Annotated in this window: 23 protein-coding genes and 1 pseudogene; 8 read left to right on the top strand and 16 right to left on the bottom strand. The window is 57.2% G+C overall.

From position 1 onward, the window contains the following. Nucleotides 1-20 precede the first annotated feature (20 nt). Together GOW93_RS09745 and GOW93_RS21015 are read right to left on the bottom strand one after the other, a co-directional pair. The gene (locus GOW93_RS09745) at nucleotides 21-1,394 is read right to left on the bottom strand and encodes an AsmA family protein (RefSeq protein ID WP_438826192.1); all 1,374 of its coding nucleotides are present in this window, start codon (nucleotides 1,392-1,394) and stop codon (nucleotides 21-23) included. 51 nt (nucleotides 1,395-1,445) lie between these two features. Beyond that, a pseudogene (locus GOW93_RS21015) lies at nucleotides 1,446-1,979 on the bottom strand (AsmA family protein); the annotation flags it as partial. A 96-nt stretch (nucleotides 1,980-2,075) separates the two neighbouring features. Here GOW93_RS21015 and rimO point away from each other — a divergent pair. Both rimO and GOW93_RS09755 read left to right on the top strand, forming a co-directional pair. Next, complete coding sequence (gene rimO, locus GOW93_RS09750) at nucleotides 2,076-3,464, top strand: 30S ribosomal protein S12 methylthiotransferase RimO (protein WP_170383557.1); 1,389 nt, start codon at nucleotides 2,076-2,078, stop codon at nucleotides 3,462-3,464. A gap of 105 nt (nucleotides 3,465-3,569) precedes the next feature. Beyond that, on the top strand, nucleotides 3,570-3,974 hold the full coding sequence (locus tag GOW93_RS09755; RefSeq protein WP_170383559.1) for a hypothetical protein: 405 nt from the start codon (nucleotides 3,570-3,572) through the stop codon (nucleotides 3,972-3,974). 10 nt (nucleotides 3,975-3,984) lie between these two features. Here GOW93_RS09755 and GOW93_RS09760 read toward each other — a convergent pair whose 3' ends face one another. Further along, nucleotides 3,985-4,341, bottom strand: a complete 357-nt coding sequence (locus GOW93_RS09760) for a diacylglycerol kinase (protein ID WP_170383561.1) — start codon at nucleotides 4,339-4,341, stop codon at nucleotides 3,985-3,987. 131 nt (nucleotides 4,342-4,472) lie between these two features. Further along, the gene (locus GOW93_RS09765; protein ID WP_170347886.1) at nucleotides 4,473-4,661 is read right to left on the bottom strand and encodes a hypothetical protein; all 189 of its coding nucleotides are present in this window, start codon (nucleotides 4,659-4,661) and stop codon (nucleotides 4,473-4,475) included. Nucleotides 4,662-4,885: 224 nt separating this feature from the next. On the opposite strand from GOW93_RS09765, the gene GOW93_RS09770 reads away from it, so the two are divergent. Beyond that, nucleotides 4,886-5,128 (top strand): CDGSH iron-sulfur domain-containing protein, encoded by a 243-nt coding sequence (locus GOW93_RS09770; RefSeq protein ID WP_170383563.1) that lies wholly within the window; start codon nucleotides 4,886-4,888, stop codon nucleotides 5,126-5,128. Here GOW93_RS09770 and GOW93_RS09775 read toward each other — a convergent pair whose 3' ends face one another. From GOW93_RS09775 to GOW93_RS09795, 5 genes are all read right to left on the bottom strand, one after another. Beyond that, a complete protein-coding gene (locus GOW93_RS09775; protein WP_170383565.1) occupies nucleotides 5,129-5,389 on the bottom strand; it encodes a DUF6455 family protein in 261 nt (86 codons plus the stop codon). Further along, on the bottom strand, nucleotides 5,389-5,658 hold the full coding sequence (locus tag GOW93_RS09780) for a DUF6455 family protein (protein ID WP_302477004.1): 270 nt from the start codon (nucleotides 5,656-5,658) through the stop codon (nucleotides 5,389-5,391). The genes GOW93_RS09775 and GOW93_RS09780 overlap by 1 nt, the downstream gene beginning before the upstream one ends. Nucleotides 5,659-5,672: 14 nt before the next feature. Further along, nucleotides 5,673-5,924: a DUF6455 family protein gene (locus GOW93_RS09785; RefSeq protein ID WP_170383569.1), complete on the bottom strand. Its 252-nt coding sequence runs from the start codon at nucleotides 5,922-5,924 to the stop codon at nucleotides 5,673-5,675. A 71-nt stretch (nucleotides 5,925-5,995) separates the two neighbouring features. Further along, on the bottom strand, nucleotides 5,996-6,364 hold the full coding sequence (locus tag GOW93_RS09790; protein WP_170383571.1) for a YigZ family protein: 369 nt from the start codon (nucleotides 6,362-6,364) through the stop codon (nucleotides 5,996-5,998). Next, entirely contained in the window at nucleotides 6,361-7,068 is a 708-nt protein-coding gene (locus tag GOW93_RS09795) for a M48 family metallopeptidase (protein ID WP_170383573.1), read from the bottom strand. The genes GOW93_RS09790 and GOW93_RS09795 overlap by 4 nt, the downstream gene beginning before the upstream one ends. Before the next feature lie 122 nt (nucleotides 7,069-7,190). Here GOW93_RS09795 and GOW93_RS09800 point away from each other — a divergent pair, with 122 nt between their 5' ends. After that, nucleotides 7,191-7,439, top strand: a complete 249-nt coding sequence (locus tag GOW93_RS09800; RefSeq protein WP_170383807.1) for a hypothetical protein — start codon at nucleotides 7,191-7,193, stop codon at nucleotides 7,437-7,439. Here the strand turns inward: GOW93_RS09800 and GOW93_RS20905 are convergent. Continuing rightward, complete coding sequence (locus GOW93_RS20905; protein WP_368039656.1) at nucleotides 7,427-7,906, bottom strand: DUF167 domain-containing protein; 480 nt, start codon at nucleotides 7,904-7,906, stop codon at nucleotides 7,427-7,429. The two genes, GOW93_RS09800 and GOW93_RS20905, sit on opposite strands and share 13 nt — an antisense overlap. Between GOW93_RS20905 and GOW93_RS09810 the strand changes: the two genes are divergently transcribed. After that, entirely contained in the window at nucleotides 7,840-8,418 is a 579-nt protein-coding gene (locus GOW93_RS09810) for a nitroreductase family protein (protein ID WP_170383577.1), read from the top strand. The genes GOW93_RS20905 and GOW93_RS09810 overlap by 67 nt on opposite strands. Further along, nucleotides 8,418-9,113 (top strand): EI24 domain-containing protein, encoded by a 696-nt coding sequence (locus tag GOW93_RS09815; RefSeq protein ID WP_170383809.1) that lies wholly within the window; start codon nucleotides 8,418-8,420, stop codon nucleotides 9,111-9,113. Before GOW93_RS09810 ends, GOW93_RS09815 begins: the two co-directional genes overlap by 1 nt. A gap of 3 nt (nucleotides 9,114-9,116) precedes the next feature. Here the strand turns inward: GOW93_RS09815 and GOW93_RS09820 are convergent, their stop codons facing one another. Further along, a complete protein-coding gene (locus GOW93_RS09820) occupies nucleotides 9,117-9,392 on the bottom strand; it encodes a DUF1467 family protein (RefSeq protein ID WP_170383579.1) in 276 nt (91 codons plus the stop codon). A gap of 16 nt (nucleotides 9,393-9,408) precedes the next feature. Then, entirely contained in the window at nucleotides 9,409-9,813 is a 405-nt protein-coding gene (mce, locus tag GOW93_RS09825) for a methylmalonyl-CoA epimerase (protein ID WP_109313240.1), read from the bottom strand. A 134-nt stretch (nucleotides 9,814-9,947) separates the two neighbouring features. On the opposite strand from mce, the gene GOW93_RS09830 reads away from it, so the two are divergent. After that, complete coding sequence (locus tag GOW93_RS09830) at nucleotides 9,948-10,664, top strand: response regulator (protein ID WP_170383581.1); 717 nt, start codon at nucleotides 9,948-9,950, stop codon at nucleotides 10,662-10,664. A 1-nt stretch (nucleotide 10,665) separates the two neighbouring features. Then, the gene (locus GOW93_RS09835; RefSeq protein WP_170383583.1) at nucleotides 10,666-10,878 is read left to right on the top strand and encodes a hypothetical protein; all 213 of its coding nucleotides are present in this window, start codon (nucleotides 10,666-10,668) and stop codon (nucleotides 10,876-10,878) included. Nucleotides 10,879-10,882: 4 nt separating this feature from the next. Here the strand turns inward: GOW93_RS09835 and aspS are convergent, their stop codons facing one another. The 4 genes from aspS to GOW93_RS09855 all read right to left on the bottom strand — a co-directional run bounded on the left by aspS (nucleotide 10,883) and on the right by GOW93_RS09855 (nucleotide 15,375). Next, a complete protein-coding gene (gene aspS / locus GOW93_RS09840) occupies nucleotides 10,883-12,898 on the bottom strand; it encodes an aspartate--tRNA ligase (RefSeq protein ID WP_170383585.1) in 2,016 nt (671 codons plus the stop codon). A gap of 79 nt (nucleotides 12,899-12,977) precedes the next feature. Then, nucleotides 12,978-13,649 (bottom strand): CPBP family intramembrane glutamic endopeptidase, encoded by a 672-nt coding sequence (locus GOW93_RS09845; protein WP_170383587.1) that lies wholly within the window; start codon nucleotides 13,647-13,649, stop codon nucleotides 12,978-12,980. Further along, entirely contained in the window at nucleotides 13,646-14,293 is a 648-nt protein-coding gene (locus GOW93_RS09850; protein WP_170383589.1) for an aminotransferase class IV family protein, read from the bottom strand. The genes GOW93_RS09845 and GOW93_RS09850 overlap by 4 nt, the downstream gene beginning before the upstream one ends. Continuing rightward, nucleotides 14,248-15,375: an aminodeoxychorismate synthase component I gene (locus GOW93_RS09855; protein ID WP_170383591.1), complete on the bottom strand. Its 1,128-nt coding sequence runs from the start codon at nucleotides 15,373-15,375 to the stop codon at nucleotides 14,248-14,250. The genes GOW93_RS09850 and GOW93_RS09855 overlap by 46 nt, the downstream gene beginning before the upstream one ends. Nucleotides 15,376-15,518 lie beyond the last annotated feature (143 nt).

Here is a 15,518-nt window from a genome sequence, read left to right on the forward strand (position 1 = left end):
CGCCTTCGGCGCCCCACCCCTCAATCGCCACCCAGCAGTTTCAGCAGACCTTTTTTCGCCTCTTCTTCGAGTTTGTTTTTCAGCGCATCCTCAACACTTTCTGTGTCGGTCACTGTTGTGCCAAGCTCATCCCCCACTTTTTCCAAAACCTTCTGCTTGGTATCGTCTTCAATACCTTTCAGCTGACCTTCTGCGGCGGCCTCGATCACCTTGCTTAGGTCTGGTTTGATCGAAGGATTGCTCCACGGTCCAACAATCCTAACTGGCACCGAAAGACCCTCTCCGGAATTGGCACGCAGCGCGGTTGGGGTGAACAGATAATCAAGCGAGCGCGCCCCAAGATTGACCCGCCCCGCCCCATCTGCGCGAAAATTATCCAGCGACATCAACAGGTCTTTGTTGATCAGCACACCCTGATCAATGGTGAAACTGGCGGACAAACTGTTGAACACCGTGGTTCCGCCAGTCCCCTTGCCGCGCCCCATCAGCCGATCCAGGTCAAAACCTGATATTACCCCCTGTCCCACTTTCAGATGACCTTTGCCGCTGAGCGAGCGCATGATCTGATCCTCTGTCTGCCCTACGCCCAGAAACTCAAACTCGCCCGCGCCTGCACCCGACAAACGTTCGATCCCGGCAAGGGTGGACAGGGCTTGTCGTATGTCTACATCCTGAGCGCTCAGTTTGCCGCCAACGGACAGCCCGTTTCGATTATTGGCCACAACCTGCCCGTTCACCTGCCCGGAAAACAATGTGGCCGGGTTCATCCGCAACACGGCCCGTGACCGATCAAGGCTAAGCGTCAGGTCGCTAGGACCCAGTTTTATATCGGGCAATGCAATGGAGGAGGCCGTCAAGCGTATTTCCCCGTTCGCCAGCGCCAAAGCAGATGCATCAATCGGGGTCGTCGACCATCCGCTGTCCGACGATGACACAGCACGTGCACCGCCACCGGTTGCTGCTGACACCTCATTGTACTCAGACAGGTCGATATCCCCAGCCGTGAGTCGCGCAGTCACCTTCGGCGGGTCCGAAATCACGATATCCGCCTCACCGGAAAAGCGGTTGTGGTCGAGTTGCGCCATCATGTTGCGCAACGATATGAGGCCCTCGCTGGTGTAGGTCATATGTCCCGATAAATCTGCCACACGGCCTAGCCCTAGTGGCACTGCAACACCGTCCTGGCCGAACGCGGCCAGCATTTTGTGCGTGTTATCGGTTTTAATCTCGACGCTCCCGTCCATTTCCCCAGCAAGGTTAACAACGCCGTCAAACCCCACTTCGCCCCCCGGTGCCGTCAGGGCAAGTTGCAACGGCGTAGCGATACCTGACGCATAGGCCGGCAGGTCTGGGATTTTAAGATCAACTTTCATATTACCGCCCGGCACTGCCATCTGCGCTTGCATGGTCATGGGGGTAGTGGGACCGGGCCAACTAGCCGACAGATCGACATTTGCGAAATCGAACTTGGTCGCACCATTTTCGATGTAGATCAGCCGCGCGTTTGTCAGTTCCAATTGATCCAACGTCACGGCCCCTTGCTGCGAAGATGCTGGTGCAGCAATGCTTCCTCCTCCAGAGGTTGCCTGAGGCGCCACCGTACCCAACTCCCAGTTCCCGCGCCCGTCGGACAATTCCAGACGCAGCACCGGGTTTTCCGCAATGATCCGCCGGATCCGCAGATCTCCGTTCAGCAGCGCCGAGGCGTCTACTCCCACAGCCAGGCTTTCAGCGCTCAGCATCGGCTCGGACGCAGCCCAAGGTGCGTTTCCAAACGTGACCGGACCGGTCTCCATCCCCAGAACCGGCCAGAAAGACAGGCTCACATCCCCCGTCAATGTCAGGTCGCGCCCGGTCTCACTTTTGACCTGTTCGGCTAGGATCGAGGCGAGCTTATCGCCCGGCATCAGCAACAAGGCGCCAATGACCAAGCCAAACGCGACCACGAGAATAAAGAGAATGCGCAACAGCCACTTCATTTTTCTGCTCTCCGCTTATTGGGCATGCGTTGAAAAGATCATTCAAACCCTGCGCAACATTTGCAAGGGGAAGCTTTCCCTACTATATGCCGCGCCATGACCACGAACCCGCCCAACCTCCGTCCCGACCTGGCACCCGCGGCCCGGATCACCGACACGCCCCGTCCAGACCAGCCCACCATTGGTATGGTGTCTTTGGGCTGCCCGAAGGCTTTGGTCGATAGCGAACGGATTCTGACCCGTTTGCGGGCCGAAGGATACGGCATTTCGCCGGACTATTCCGGGGCCGATGCCGTGATCGTGAACACTTGCGGGTTCCTTGACAGCGCCAAGGCCGAGTCGTTGGACGCCATTGGTGAGGCTCTGGTGGAAAACGGCAAGGTCATCGTGACCGGCTGTCTGGGGGCTGAGCCCGACTATATCCGCGAACACCACCCACATATCATGGCCGTCACAGGACCGCACCAGTACGAACAGGTACTGGATGCAGTGCATACGGCTGTTCCCCCGGACCCTGACCCATTCGTGGACCTGCTTCCTGCTGCCAGCGTGCAACTGACCCCGCGCCACTACAGCTATCTGAAGATATCCGAGGGCTGTAACCACAAATGCAAGTTCTGCATCATTCCCGACATGCGCGGTAAACTGGTCAGCCGCCCCGCCCATGCCGTCCTGCGCGAGGCTGAAAAGCTGGTCGACAATGGTGTGCGAGAGTTGTTGGTGATCTCGCAGGACACCTCAGCCTACGGGCTGGATCGCAAATATGACGTGAACCCGTGGAAAGACCGCGAAGTGCGCAGCCATATCACCGATTTGGCGCGCGAACTGGGGCAGTTTGATGCTTGGGTTCGGCTGCACTACGTCTACCCCTATCCGCATGTGCGCGACTTGATCCCGTTGATGGCGGATGCAGGCTGCAACGTGCTGCCCTATCTCGATATTCCGTTCCAACACGCCCACCCGGATGTTCTGAAACGCATGGCCCGCCCTGCGGCTGCCGCCAAAACTCTGGACGAAATTGCCGCGTGGCGCGCAACCTGTCCTGATATCACCCTGCGGTCGACCTTCATCGTCGGTTACCCCGGCGAGACCGAGGCCGAGTTCCAGACGCTGTTGGATTGGATGGATGAGGCACAGTTGGATCGCGTTGGTTGCTTCCAGTACGAGAACGTCGACGGCGCGCGATCAAACGATCTGCCTGACCATGTTCCAGCCGAAGTAAAGCAAGAACGTTGGGAACGGTTCATGGAAAAAGCTCAGGCGATTTCCGAGGCCAAGCTGGCTGCAAAGGTCGGCCAGACCATCGACGTGATCGTCGACGAGGTTGATGACGAGGCTGCCACCTGCCGAACCAAGTCCGACGCGCCCGAGATCGACGGAAACCTGTTCATCGACGAAGGGTTCGAGCACCTCAAGCCCGGCGATATCGTTCGCGTCGAGGTGGACGAGGCAGGCGAATACGATCTATGGGGCAAGCTGGCCTGATCCAATCACCCTTGGTCGGAAATGCGTGAGACGAGTTGATTGGCGTTTTGCGCCGTTTTCGTGGATCATGGCGGAACATTCATCCTTGAGTTCAAGGAGGGCTCCATGTCGGGCCTTCGCCTAAACATGCTGAAATGTACCATATTGGCGGTTGCCGCCCATCTTTTCGTACAACCTGCAGTCGCCGACAATGTCAGCGCGGGCGGTTTCATTATCATCGACTCAAAACCGCTGAGTCTACATCTTCGCAGCACGCATCGAGTGCACCGATATTACGGCGCGCCCAAAGTCTATTATGAAAAATCCAAGCCAACGGTTTACCACGACAAGCCGAAAGACAAGAAATATCGCCACACCAAGAGACGCTTGCACCATGTCAAACCGGTGAAGCGCTATCATCGTTCGGCAAACAAATTTCCCAGACCAAGCGGCACTGCCTATCACATTCCTCAGCGGTATGGCATTCAGCGCCGTACGTTCGGCTATGGACATTCGCGAAGCAGATATTGACGCGCCTGCCTCAGAACAGACCCCAAAGCCCGACAACCCAGGCCACTCCTGCGGTGAACGCGGTTAAGGCGACGGCTGCGCTGGCCGCGTCTTTGGCTTGCCCGGCCAACTCGTTATGGTCGGTCGAAGTATGATCAACGGCCCGCTCAATCGCGGTATTGAATAACTCTGCTACAAGCACCAGCAACCCAAGTACCAATATCAAGACACGTACGCCGTCGCCCAATGGCAACCAAAGCGCCAATGCCGCAGAGATCAAGTTCGCCCAAACCCACACGCGAAACGAGTACTCGTCCCGCCATGTTGCGGCCAAGCCTTGCCAGCTCCAGACTGTTCGGTCTCTAAGGCGGGTAAAAAAGTTTTTCATCTGCCCTCTGCATGTTGGTGAATGGAACTGAAGCCTTACCGGCACACGGCAAGCAAGAAAAAACCGCCCCAAAGGCGGCTGTTTCGGCAAAAATGTGCGGGCGGTTTCAAATAAAACCGCCCGCGGAATTCTTATTGTGCAACCGGGTTACAGACTGTCTGACCAGCTTCGGTTGTCGCCAATTCGGTTCCTGCCGGGCAACTCGGCGTTCCGAACTTGTCATATTCAGGAGTGATATAAACCGGCGCCGGCTCCTCTTGCTGCGAGCACGCAGCCAAAACCAGAGCAAATGCACCAACGGCGGCAAATTTGAGTTTCATGTCCGTCATTCCTCTAATAATTTTCTGATATCGCCCAAGAACTTGAGACCGGTCTCAGAGTAAGACCTCAGTTGCGGTAATGCAACAAATTGAATCACGCGAATGTGAATTAGGGCGAAACCACGCTGCCCCTCAGAAATTGCGGGACCCTGAGTTAACGCTATCGTTTTTTGCGGTTTGCCCTACACTATTGCAATGACACCAGCCAATGACGGAGAAGCCACATGACAGACAGCCCCACCATTGCGCAAAAAGCCCCTTTCCCGGTCGAAGTGACAGAAGGAAAGACATATTTTTGGTGCGCGTGCGGACAGTCAAAGCGCCAACCTTATTGCGACGGGTCGCACAAAGACACCGGGTTCGAGCCGATCAAATACACTGCGGATAGCAGCAAGAAGGTCTTCTTCTGCGGCTGCAAGCACAGCTCGAAGAAACCACTGTGCGACGGGTCTCACTCCAAGCTGTAATCAGGCTTTTAACCCGTTCAAAAGATCGGAGTTGGCGCAAAATTCAGGAGCCGCAGAGGCCTCTGTCTGTTGTTCGGACAACCAGATAGCGCATTGCCCGCTGCACTGCGACGCCCGACAACGCGTCACCATCTCGGCATAGTGATCCGGCGTCAATCGCCCCTCGACCATCGCTTCGCTCAGCGAGATGTTCATACATCGCGCAACGGATCGAGTAAGCCAGAAATGCGTTTCCACATCTCCTAAGATATCCTTCGCCATCAGCTTACCTTTCCTTGCATTGCTTTCAGTGCCGCAAACCGTTGCTGATTTTTACAAGTCTGCGGGGCGCTTGCAGCACCCTCGTGCCGGTCCAGCCAGTCCGGGTATTGATTGGCCCAGCCGCAGCCTCGGCAATATTGAATCATCTCGGCCCAATCCTGTTGCGTCAGGTGGCCGTTCCGATGCGCCGCAGCCATGTCTGTTCCGGTCGCCTGCCCCATTCGCAATACGAGGCGTAAGTGGGTCATGATCTCTCCGAGATGCAGCATGGATAGTCCGTGTGTTAAGGTAACAGCTTTCCGAGTAAATCCTGATTGCGGCAGTATTCAGGTGTTTGGTGCGTTTGGGCCGACTGGCTCAGAAAGCTCTGGCAATGGTTGGGATTTGGACAATCGGTGCATCTCAGCACTGCGTCGCTCAGCTCATCAATCAATATGTCGCCGTCAATCGCCGACTGTTGCAGATCCACGCCCAGTTTGCTTGCCATCCGGTCAACGAGACCAGCGTGGTGTTTCAGCATTTCTCGGTTGGCCATTGAACGGTCCTCTCCCTCTCGTTCGTACGATACAGGATAGACGAACACAGAAAGCGGGCCTTTGACTCAGGTCAAGGCTCGACTCCGGTATGATCCAGATAGGCGCGGGTGGCATCCTGAACCCGTCGGAAACGGTCGCCACCTAGTTTTTTACCGCCATACCAGCGGGTCACGATCACCACGTGACTTTCCAGCCCGGCCCGTTCGAGCATGCGCAGAATCACCATGCCCGCGCCACTTTCACCGTCGTCGGCCTTGAGCGCCCCAGTCGGCAGAACCGCCGCCCAAGTGTTGTGTGTTGCCTTCGCGTAGGCTTTGTCAGATTTGAGATCTTGCAGCACAGCATCAACATCTGCCCGCGTGCTGACCGTCGCGCCTGACACCGCATATTTCGATCCGCGATCCGTCAGAATCACGCCCAGCCGCGTTAGGGAAGTCATTGCGTCAAACCTAACTGCTTGGCTGTTTTTTGCACGATATCAACTCGCTCGGCGTTTGGAGGGTGAGTGCCTAAAAACTGATCTCCGGGGTCGGGAAGGCGATCAAAATACTTTGCCCCAATCAGTGGATCGTAGCCTGCGTTGTGGGTGATAATCGTACCCAGTTGGTCCGCCTCCAGCTCGAAAGCTTTGACGTTCATCTGCACGCCAACCTCTGCCCCCAGTTTTTGCGAGCGCTCAAGCTCTTTTCCGGTCTCGCCATTTAGCTTACCCAGATCATTAAAAATCGCCGCGCCTTCCTGCGCGCTTTCCGCCTGTCGGGCAATATGCCCTAACACGTGATGTGCCGCTTCATGTCCCATAACAAACGCCAGCTCGTCGGCATTTTGCGCCGACTGAATCATCGCACGGGTAAAGATTATTACCGGCTGGCCCTCATCATCCAGCGTTTGAAATGCGTTGGCCGGGGCACGTGGGTTCAAATCTACCAGTATCGTAAAGTCGCAGTTCCGGACCCTGGCCTGCCGCTGGCATTCGGCGCGGGCCTCTTTGCCGACAGCACGGCTGATCTGTTGAAATGCAGGCGCTTCCACCTGAAATTCTTCTGAACTCTGAGACCATTCCGCCGCTGGCTGAACACGCAAAGCACCGGCGCTACAGGCTGCCAGCGTCAGAGGGAACACAAGAAATGTCAGACGGCGCATTCGCAATCCTTTGAAACGGCGACCTCGTTTTAAAAACCATATCGCGGCCCGAATGGAACTGCCACAGCCCGATTGCGCCGGAACGGGTTGCATTGCGGACTTGCGCCTTGCACTCTGACTTTATGTTTACGATTGAGCATGAATTCGACTCGACAGTCATTACTCTGGTGGATGAAGGTGAAAAGCCTTTGCAAGAGGATGTCGTCATCAACAGCTTCGCCGAATGTGTGACGCTTGAGCAATTGGACCCCCGCACCGACCAGATGCAGAAGATAACCCTGTCTCCGGAACAGGTCCGCGATCTGGCTGCTGCGCTGGACTTGCCGGAAGGTGTTTATCAGATTCACGAAAAACCAGATCAAGACGCATAGACGAACAGCTTGTCCCGCGCGCTTTGCCCTTGTTTCAGCGTCAGTACAGACGGGGCAACACGCATCGCCGCTGCCAAAATTCGGCGCACGGCATCGTTAGCCTTGCCATTTTCAGGAGGCGCGGTAACCGAAATGCGGATTGTCCCGCTGTCGATCACGATACTATCCTTTACAGCCTTAGGCGTGACCCTGACCGCAATCGTCTCGCCAGGCGTGGCGCGGGTACTCAAATTGGGAATGTTGCGCAATTTGGGTTTGGCCATCTTATACCTCATGCCTGCGAACAGTCTTGCACGTGCGGACAGGGAATGAAATTGATCCTGCAACTCCGGCAGATTGCTCTTGAAACGCGTAAGTTGCTCAACCAGATACAAACTGCCCATGTAAAGAAAGTTAACATATGTCCTTGAAGAATCCGGCCGCCCTGGATTTTCTACAATCGCGCCGGTCTCGTCCGGCAAAGACATTGATTGCTCCGGCCCCCACTCGGGACGAACTGTTACCCTTGCTCACTGCTGCCGCGCGCAGCCCCGATCACGGCAAGCTGGAGCCGTGGCGTTTTATCGTGCTGGAGAAAGGCGCAATGTCGCGCCTGTCCGCGTTGACGCAGGACCGAGGCATTGCCCTTGGCAAGACACCTGAAGAAATCGATAAAGCCCGCAACCAGTTTGACATGGGCCAACTGGCCGTGGCGGTGATCGAGGTCCAGAAACCATCCGAAAAAATACCCGCCATTGAACAAACCTACTCAGCAGGTGCAGTCTGCCTCGCCCTGCTGAACGCGGCGCTGGCAGCAGGTTGGGGCGCCAACTGGTTATCTGGCTGGCAGGCGCACGACCCCGAGTTCTGCCGACAGGCCTTTGATTTGCAGGAGAACGAACGCATCGCCGGATTGATCCATATTGCAACCGAAAGCAAAGCCCCGCCGGAACGCCCCCGCCCTGATGTTGCGGCCATAACCGAGTGGGTCTCGGAATGATGATCCTCAACGCATTCTTCGCGGCACTTGGTCAGGTCGGAGACCCGAAGTTCCGTGCCGTTCTGCTGCGCGGCGTTGGTCTGACGATCGTCTTGCTTATCGCGGCCTGCGCCGGAGCCATTTGGCTGATCAACCGAGCCTCTGGGAATGAGATTTCCTTGCCCTGGATTGGTGCCGTGCCGTGGCTGAACGACGTACTGAGCTACTCGGGCATCTTCGTGGTGCTGATCCTGCCGGTGTTCCTGATGGTGCCGGTAGCATCGGCAATAACATCGATGTTTCTGGAAGAGGTCGCACAGGCGGTCGAGGACAAACATTACCCCACATTGCCAGCAGTCCCCGGAATTCCGTTCAGCGAAGGGTTGCGCGATGCGCTGGGCTTCATGGGCGTGCTGATCGTGGCCAACCTGCTGGCACTGATCCTCTATGCGATTTTTACACCACTGGCGCCGTTTATCTTCTGGGCGATGAACGGTTTCCTACTGGGTCGAGAATATTTCACGCTGGCCGCGATGCGTCGCATCGGTCGTGAAGGAGCGCGCAAACTGCGCGCCAAACATTCCGCGACGATCTGGCTGGCGGGCACTTTGATGGCCATTCCTTTGTCAGTGCCTTTGGTGAATCTGGTTATCCCGATCCTCGGCGCTGCCACGTTCACCCATATCTACCACAGGCTTTCAGGGCCTAGGCCCTGACGTTTACTCGCGCGGTTCCAGTTGGTTCAGCCAGTCGAAATCGCGCACCGAGATCACACCCGAAATGATGATCCCCGCGACAATGGCCCAGAGCACCACCGAAATACCGGTGGTGATCCACATTTTCTTCTTCATATGATGCACTTCCGGCGCACCGGCATGGGTTCCCGGAACAATGTCACCCAGATCACCCTGCGTCTTGATACGGATTGGAAGCACAACCAACAGCGTCATGAACCAGATGACGGCAAACAAAACCAGTGCAGCAGTAATCGTCATGACGGCCTCTTTCGGTTTAAACCTGTTCTAGCTCGACCAGGCAGCCGTTAAAGTCCTTGGGGTGCAGAAACAGCACCGGCTTGCCATGGGCACCAATTTTGGGTTCCCCAGAACCCAGAACGCGGGCACCGGTTTCCTTCAGATGGTCGCGGGCGGCGATGATGTCCTCGACCTCATAGCAGACATGGTGAATGCCACCGGCCGGATTCTTTTCCAAAAAGCCGTTGATCGGGCTGTCGTCACCCAGTGGATACAGCAGTTCGATCTTTGTGTTCGGGAGTTCGATAAACACAACTGTCACACCGTGATCGGGCTCGTCCTGCGGCGCTCCAACCTTGGCGCCCAGCGCATTACGGTACTGCTCGGATGCTGCCTCAAGATCGGGCACGGCGATGGCAACATGGTTCAGACGACCAATCATGGAAATCTCCTCTGTTCTGCGTTGCCGCGGTTATGGGGGCAGTTTGATCAAAGAACAAGTGCGCCAAATTGCCGTTAACGTCGTGTTAGCCAGAACTTCCTAGCGTGAGGCATCTGCTGACTAGGAGTTCTGACATGGACGATTCGAGCCCGTTCGCCTCACCCGCGCAGCCGACGGCCACGCGGCCTCTGCTGGGCCAAACCATTCTGGTTGTCGAAGACAGCCGCTATGCCTGTGACGCGATCCGCTTAATGTGTCTGCACAGCGGTGCCCGCATCCGCCGTGCCGACTGCCTGACATCGGCCCGACGCCACCTGCAGATTTATCGTCCTTCGGTCATTCTGGTGGATATTGGCCTACCGGACGGGTCCGGGGCCGAACTGATCGCGGAACTCACCGAAGCGACGCCACGAATAGGAGCCATTCTGGCCATGTCCGGCGACGATCATGGACAGGAAGCAGCGCGGCAAGCGGGGGCTGACGGGTTTCTGGCCAAACCGCTGAAATCTCTTTCCTATTTTCAGCAGTTCATTCTGGAAAGCCTGCCCGAAGATCGCCGCCCTAACAGCCTGCACGCCATTCGGGATGAGGTAATTCGCCCCGATCCGATGGCCTATCGAGACGACATGGCGCATATCGCGGATGTGCTGGCCGGGCCGAATGATTGCCGCACGCTTGACTATGCGGCCCAGTTCATACGCGGGGTCGCGCGTGATGCCGAAGACACAGTTCTAGCAGAGGCCGCACAGCGACTGGCTGAGTCGCGCGTAAGCGGCACTCCGATGACCGCACTGGCAGCTCAGGTCGCAGGTATCGTTCAGGCGCGCCTTGAACAACGCGAGGCGATCTGAGGTGGCAACAGCTTATTTTCTGACGGCCGCAATCCTGAGCATATGGGCATACACGCTGACGCGCGCCGTGGCGCGAAACATAAGGATCGCGCGTGGATCGCTACCTTGTCCACTAGATGATCCACCAAGCACCTATGCCGCGCAGGGTATCAGCCATTCGGTTGACGACCCATCCGACAAAGAAAAAACCCGCCGCGACGAACGCGGCGGGTGATTGATCAGTCTTGCGGGATGATCCGCAGACCCAGTTCCATCAACTGATCCGAGGTCGGATCGGAGGGCGCGTCCATCATCAGATCTTCGGCGCGCTGGTTCATCGGGAACATCATGACTTCGCGAATGTTGGCCTCATCCGCAAGCAACATCACGATACGGTCGATGCCTGCAGCGCAACCACCGTGCGGCGGCGCGCCATAGTGGAACGCGTTGAACAGCGCACCAAAGCGGCTTTTCACTTCATCCTCGCCGTACCCGGCCAGCTCGAAGGCTTTCAACATGATCTCGGGCTTGTGGTTCCGGATCGCGCCCGAAACCAGCTCATACCCGTTGCAGGCCAAGTCATACTGGTAGCCACGCACATCCAGCGGATCGCCATTCAGCGCTTCCATTCCACCCTGCGGCATCGAGAACGGGTTGTGTTCGAAATCGATGGCGCCGGTTTCTTCGTCCTGCTCGTAGATCGGGAAATCCACGATCCAGGCAAACGCGAAACGGTCTTTCTCGGTCAGGTTAAGCTCATCACCGATCACATCGCGCGCTTTACCGGCAACCTTTTCAAAGGCCTTCGGCTTACCTCCTAGGAAGAACGCCGCATCACCGACCCCCAGACCCAGTTGCTGACGGATCGCCTCGGTGCGCTCGGGACCGATGTTCTTGGCCAGCGGGCCGGCAGCTTCAACATTGGAAAAATGTGCGGACAACAAGAAGCTAGCCCTGCGTAGATTTCCATTTTCCTGCGCTTTCGCGACTTTTTCGAGAATATCGCTTTCTAGTGCTGCTTGGACGTCATGTTGGGCTAGAAGATCTTCATAAGCCGCCTCAAGAGCAATATATGCAGGCGCATCGACATCCTCTTCGTCGAAGTCTGCAAGCAGGTCGACAATAACCTTAAGCTTATTCAGTGACTCTCTAGAGGCTAGTTTGTTCTGTTTCTCACGCCAGAAGATATAGCCCATACCGGGCAGACCCTCTTTCTGAGCAAAGGCATTCATGCGGTCACAAAACTTGCGGCTTCCACCCGTCGGCGCAGGGATGGCGCGGATTTCGGTGCCTTCCTGCTCCAACAGCTTCGCGAAAATCGCGAAGCCAGACCCGCGGAAGTGGTCGGAGACCACTTGCATTTTAATAGGATTGCGCAGGTCCGGCTTGTCGGTGCCGTACCACAGGGCCGAGTCCTTATAGGAAATCTGCGGCCACTCCTGATCGACCTTGCGACCTCCGCCGAACTGTTCGAACACGCCTGTCAGGACCGGTTGGATCGTGTCAAACACGTCCTGCTGTTCGACAAACGACATCTCAAGGTCAAGCTGATAGAAATCGGTGGGCGAACGGTCGGCGCGCGGGTCTTCGTCACGGAAGCACGGCGCGATCTGGAAATACTTGTCGAAACCCGACACCATGATCAACTGTTTGAACAACTGCGGCGCCTGCGGCAGCGCGTAGAACTTGCCCGGATGCAGGCGCGACGGCACCAGAAAGTCGCGCGCGCCCTCGGGCGAGGATGCGGTAATGATCGGCGTCTGATACTCCCGGAATCCCTGATCCCACATGCGTTTGCGCATGGATGCCACAACGTCCGAGCGCAGGGTCATGTTCTGCTGCATCGCCTCGCGGCGCAGGTCCAGATAGCGATATCGCAGGCGGGTTTCTTCGGGATATTCCTGATCGCCGAACACCATCAGGGGCAACTCGTCGGCGGCACCCAGAACTTCAAGTTCGCGCACATAAACCTCGATTTCACCAGTCGGCAACTTCGGGTTCACCAGCTCGGGCGCGCGCGCTTTGACAGTGCCGTCGATGCGGATACACCATTCAGAGCGCACTTTCTCCAACTCAGCAAAAGCTGCGCTGTCACCGTCGCACAGAACCTGTGTCACACCGAAATGGTCGCGCAGGTCGATGAACAGCACGCCGCCATGATCTCGGACCCGATGCACCCAACCGGACAGGCGGACGGTTTCACCGACATTGGCGGCGGTCAGAGCGGCGCAGGTGTGGCTGCGGTAGGCGTGCATGGATCATATCCCTTCGGGCGCAGAATTCGTCGCGCCGATACACCCTGTCAGGCTTGGAAAGTCAAGGCGGGTCGCACCGTCAAAACGGCCTTTGCACATTACCCGAGTAGAAATAGATACCCAGCCCTGCAGCAAAGATGATGTTTCCCGCAATTGCATGCAGCAGGACGGCATAGAAAAACGACCCGCGCCGACGATAAGCCCAGGTGAATAGCAGCCCTCCGGCGAAGGTCATGATGGTGACGATCCAGCTCCAATACATCAAATGAGCCAGTGAAAACAGCGCGGCGTTCAGCAGATATGCCGCCTGCCCATTTGGCAGGATCACGTGGTAACGGCGGAAGAACAGGGCCCGGAACAGCAACTCTTGCGGCAGGGCAGACATGATCGGATAGGCAAGCCAGATCACCACCAAAAATTCAGGTCGGTGACGTAACAGGAAGAATGAGGCCTCGGGCCGCGTGACCATCACAAGTGCGGCACAAACAATCGTCATGGCAAGTGCAAAGACAACAACCTCGCGCCAAGACCAGTTGCGCCAATTATAACGCAGCTCTGCCCAGGCAAAGCCGGGTGTGAAATGTAGCAGCATGATCCCGATGGCCGTGAACGTGAAGAGGGACGGGAACATCCAGCTCGGTGGAAACAACACCGCGATAAGCACAGGCGCGGCGATGAAGAACAGCCCAAATTCCAATCGCAAGCGCAAATGCGGTTTCGCGCTGTCCACCCAATCGGTTTGTTTGCTCACTGTACTGCCAACTCCGCCCGGATCAGACCACGCAACGAATTTCCCATGTAGACTTTTGTTGCGTTTTTCAGGTCGGTCAAGGTCAGGGTGGTTTCGGTAACTTGCTTATTACCCAGCAGTTCTTCACGTAGAATGCCCGGTAGCAATCCGCTGGACAGCGTCGGGGTCAGGTGGCGACCGTCTGGCATGTGAATAAATATATTCGTGATCGTTCCTTCGCACAGTTCTTCGCGTTCATTCAGGAACAAAACCTCATCAATCCCTTGCGGCAAGGCCGCCCGGGCGGTGTCGTATAGCGCACGTTTCGTGGTCTTGTGCTGCAGCCAAACGTCGGACGCGGTCAACCGTGCCTCTGCAAGAGCCACCCGCCAAACCGCGGGGTTGTCAGCCAACGCTCCGGTCGTCACGTCCATTTGCCCGTCGGCGGCCAGCGTCAAGCGGCAACGCAGCGGCGCTTCCCCCGCGACCGAGTGGATTTTTTCAACAACAAGCCCGGCATCGTACGGAAATCCGAATGCATCGGCTGATCGCGCCATCCGCGCCATATGGCGATCCAGACGTAAAAATCCCTGCCCTGGTCGATAGGCCAGCGTTTCGATTATGCGGAAGTCAGGATCATCTGGTGGGCAAAGCGGGCTTTCCATAGTGCTTCCTCATACTCGGACGGTGCTGTGCTGTCCCAGACCACTCCGCCGCCTACATTCAGCGTGGCCTTGCCATCCTCAACCATCAGAGTACGGATCGCCACGTTAAACTCGGCCCGTCCATCCGGCGCGGCCCAGCCGATGGCACCACAATAGATGTCGCGGGGCCAGGGCTCGAGGTCGGACAGAATCTCCATCGCTCGGATCTTGGGCGCGCCGGTGATCGAGCCACACGGGAATAGCGCCGTCAGGATATCGGACAGTTCTGCGCCCAGATGCAGTTGCGCCTGCACCAGCGAGATCATTTGATGCACGGTTGCATAGGTCTCGACCTTGAACAGCTCGGGCACTTTGACCGAACCCGGCAAAGCAACGCGGCTGATGTCGTTGCGCAGAAGATCGACGATCATCAGGTTCTCGGCCCGATTTTTGTCGTCAATCGACAGGAAAGCGCGACGGCGGGCGTCCTCGGCCATATCTTCGCTGCGCGGCTGTGTGCCTTTCATCGGGCGGGTTTCGATCCCTCGGTCAGCGTCGGTGCGAAAGAACAGCTCGGGCGAGCGGCTGAGCAGATCGGGCAGACCATCTTGCTGAACCAACGCGCCATGGCCCACTGGCTGTCCTGATGCCAATGCAGCATAGAGCGAAGCGCTGTCGCCCTCCACGGTCAGGTCAATCGGAAAGGTCAGGTTGGCCTGATAGATATCCCCGGCTCCGATGGCGTCATGCACCTGTTTAAAGGCACGGGTATACCGCGCCTCGTCCCAGCGGGGTTCAAAGCCTGTCACTCCGCCCGACGCTGCGGGAAGATCACGTTGCGCGGGCGTGTCATAGACACCAAAGCAGATCAAAGGCAGGCGGCGATCTGAAGGCAGACGGTCGATCAGACGCGGCTCCAGTACATAACCCAGCTCATAGCTGGCATAGCCCGCCAGCCACGCACCGTCGGCGCGCGCCTCATCCAGCGCCGCCAAGGCCTGGGGCACATCGTCCGGCTGGTCCGCACGGATCACACTGGTTGGCCGGTCGAAACTTGTTCCGGCCCCGGCTGGCCCCTGATCGAAACGAATACGCAATTGCATCCTCATTTGTCGTGCTGCGCGGTATAGAGAATACGGCGACAAGGGAAAGAGGGGAAAGCGGCAATTTCACCCCCGTTTCCGATACCCCTTGAACCTTTTCGCGCGGTCCCTATAACGCAGGACAATTTGGGCGCTTGGGGGTG

The organism is Ruegeria atlantica (assembly GCF_013032455.1).
Lineage (GTDB): Bacteria > Pseudomonadota > Alphaproteobacteria > Rhodobacterales > Rhodobacteraceae > Ruegeria > Ruegeria atlantica_B.

Coding starts and splice junctions, on each gene's coding strand:
- GOW93_RS09765 (WP_170347886.1), bottom strand. CDS start 4,661: ATGAAACTCAAATTTGCCGCCGTTGGTGCATTTGCTCTGGTTTTGGCT.
- GOW93_RS09795 (WP_170383573.1), bottom strand. CDS start 7,068: ATGCGCCGTCTGACATTTCTTGTGTTCCCTCTGACGCTGGCAGCCTGT.
- GOW93_RS09745 (WP_438826192.1), bottom strand. CDS start 1,394: ATGGCAGTGCCGGGCGGTAATATGAAAGTTGATCTTAAAATCCCAGAC.
- GOW93_RS09810 (WP_170383577.1), top strand. CDS start 7,840: ATGTCCTTGAAGAATCCGGCCGCCCTGGATTTTCTACAATCGCGCCGG.
- GOW93_RS09790 (WP_170383571.1), bottom strand. CDS start 6,364: ATGACTTCCCTAACGCGGCTGGGCGTGATTCTGACGGATCGCGGATCG.
- GOW93_RS09800 (WP_170383807.1), top strand. CDS start 7,191: ATGTTTACGATTGAGCATGAATTCGACTCGACAGTCATTACTCTGGTG.
- rimO (WP_170383557.1), top strand. CDS start 2,076: ATGACCACGAACCCGCCCAACCTCCGTCCCGACCTGGCACCCGCGGCC.
- GOW93_RS09760 (WP_170383561.1), bottom strand. CDS start 4,341: ATGAAAAACTTTTTTACCCGCCTTAGAGACCGAACAGTCTGGAGCTGG.
- GOW93_RS09850 (WP_170383589.1), bottom strand. CDS start 14,293: ATGGAAAGCCCGCTTTGCCCACCAGATGATCCTGACTTCCGCATAATC.
- GOW93_RS09785 (WP_170383569.1), bottom strand. CDS start 5,924: ATGGCCAACCGAGAAATGCTGAAACACCACGCTGGTCTCGTTGACCGG.
- GOW93_RS09820 (WP_170383579.1), bottom strand. CDS start 9,392: ATGACGATTACTGCTGCACTGGTTTTGTTTGCCGTCATCTGGTTCATG.
- GOW93_RS09755 (WP_170383559.1), top strand. CDS start 3,570: ATGTCGGGCCTTCGCCTAAACATGCTGAAATGTACCATATTGGCGGTT.
- GOW93_RS09815 (WP_170383809.1), top strand. CDS start 8,418: ATGATCCTCAACGCATTCTTCGCGGCACTTGGTCAGGTCGGAGACCCG.
- aspS (WP_170383585.1), bottom strand. CDS start 12,898: ATGCACGCCTACCGCAGCCACACCTGCGCCGCTCTGACCGCCGCCAAT.
- mce (WP_109313240.1), bottom strand. CDS start 9,813: ATGATTGGTCGTCTGAACCATGTTGCCATCGCCGTGCCCGATCTTGAG.
- GOW93_RS09830 (WP_170383581.1), top strand. CDS start 9,948: ATGGACGATTCGAGCCCGTTCGCCTCACCCGCGCAGCCGACGGCCACG.
- GOW93_RS09770 (WP_170383563.1), top strand. CDS start 4,886: ATGACAGACAGCCCCACCATTGCGCAAAAAGCCCCTTTCCCGGTCGAA.
- GOW93_RS09780 (WP_302477004.1), bottom strand. CDS start 5,658: ATGCTGCATCTCGGAGAGATCATGACCCACTTACGCCTCGTATTGCGA.
- GOW93_RS20905 (WP_368039656.1), bottom strand. CDS start 7,906: ATGTCTTTGCCGGACGAGACCGGCGCGATTGTAGAAAATCCAGGGCGG.
- GOW93_RS09775 (WP_170383565.1), bottom strand. CDS start 5,389: ATGGCGAAGGATATCTTAGGAGATGTGGAAACGCATTTCTGGCTTACT.
- GOW93_RS09855 (WP_170383591.1), bottom strand. CDS start 15,375: ATGCAATTGCGTATTCGTTTCGATCAGGGGCCAGCCGGGGCCGGAACA.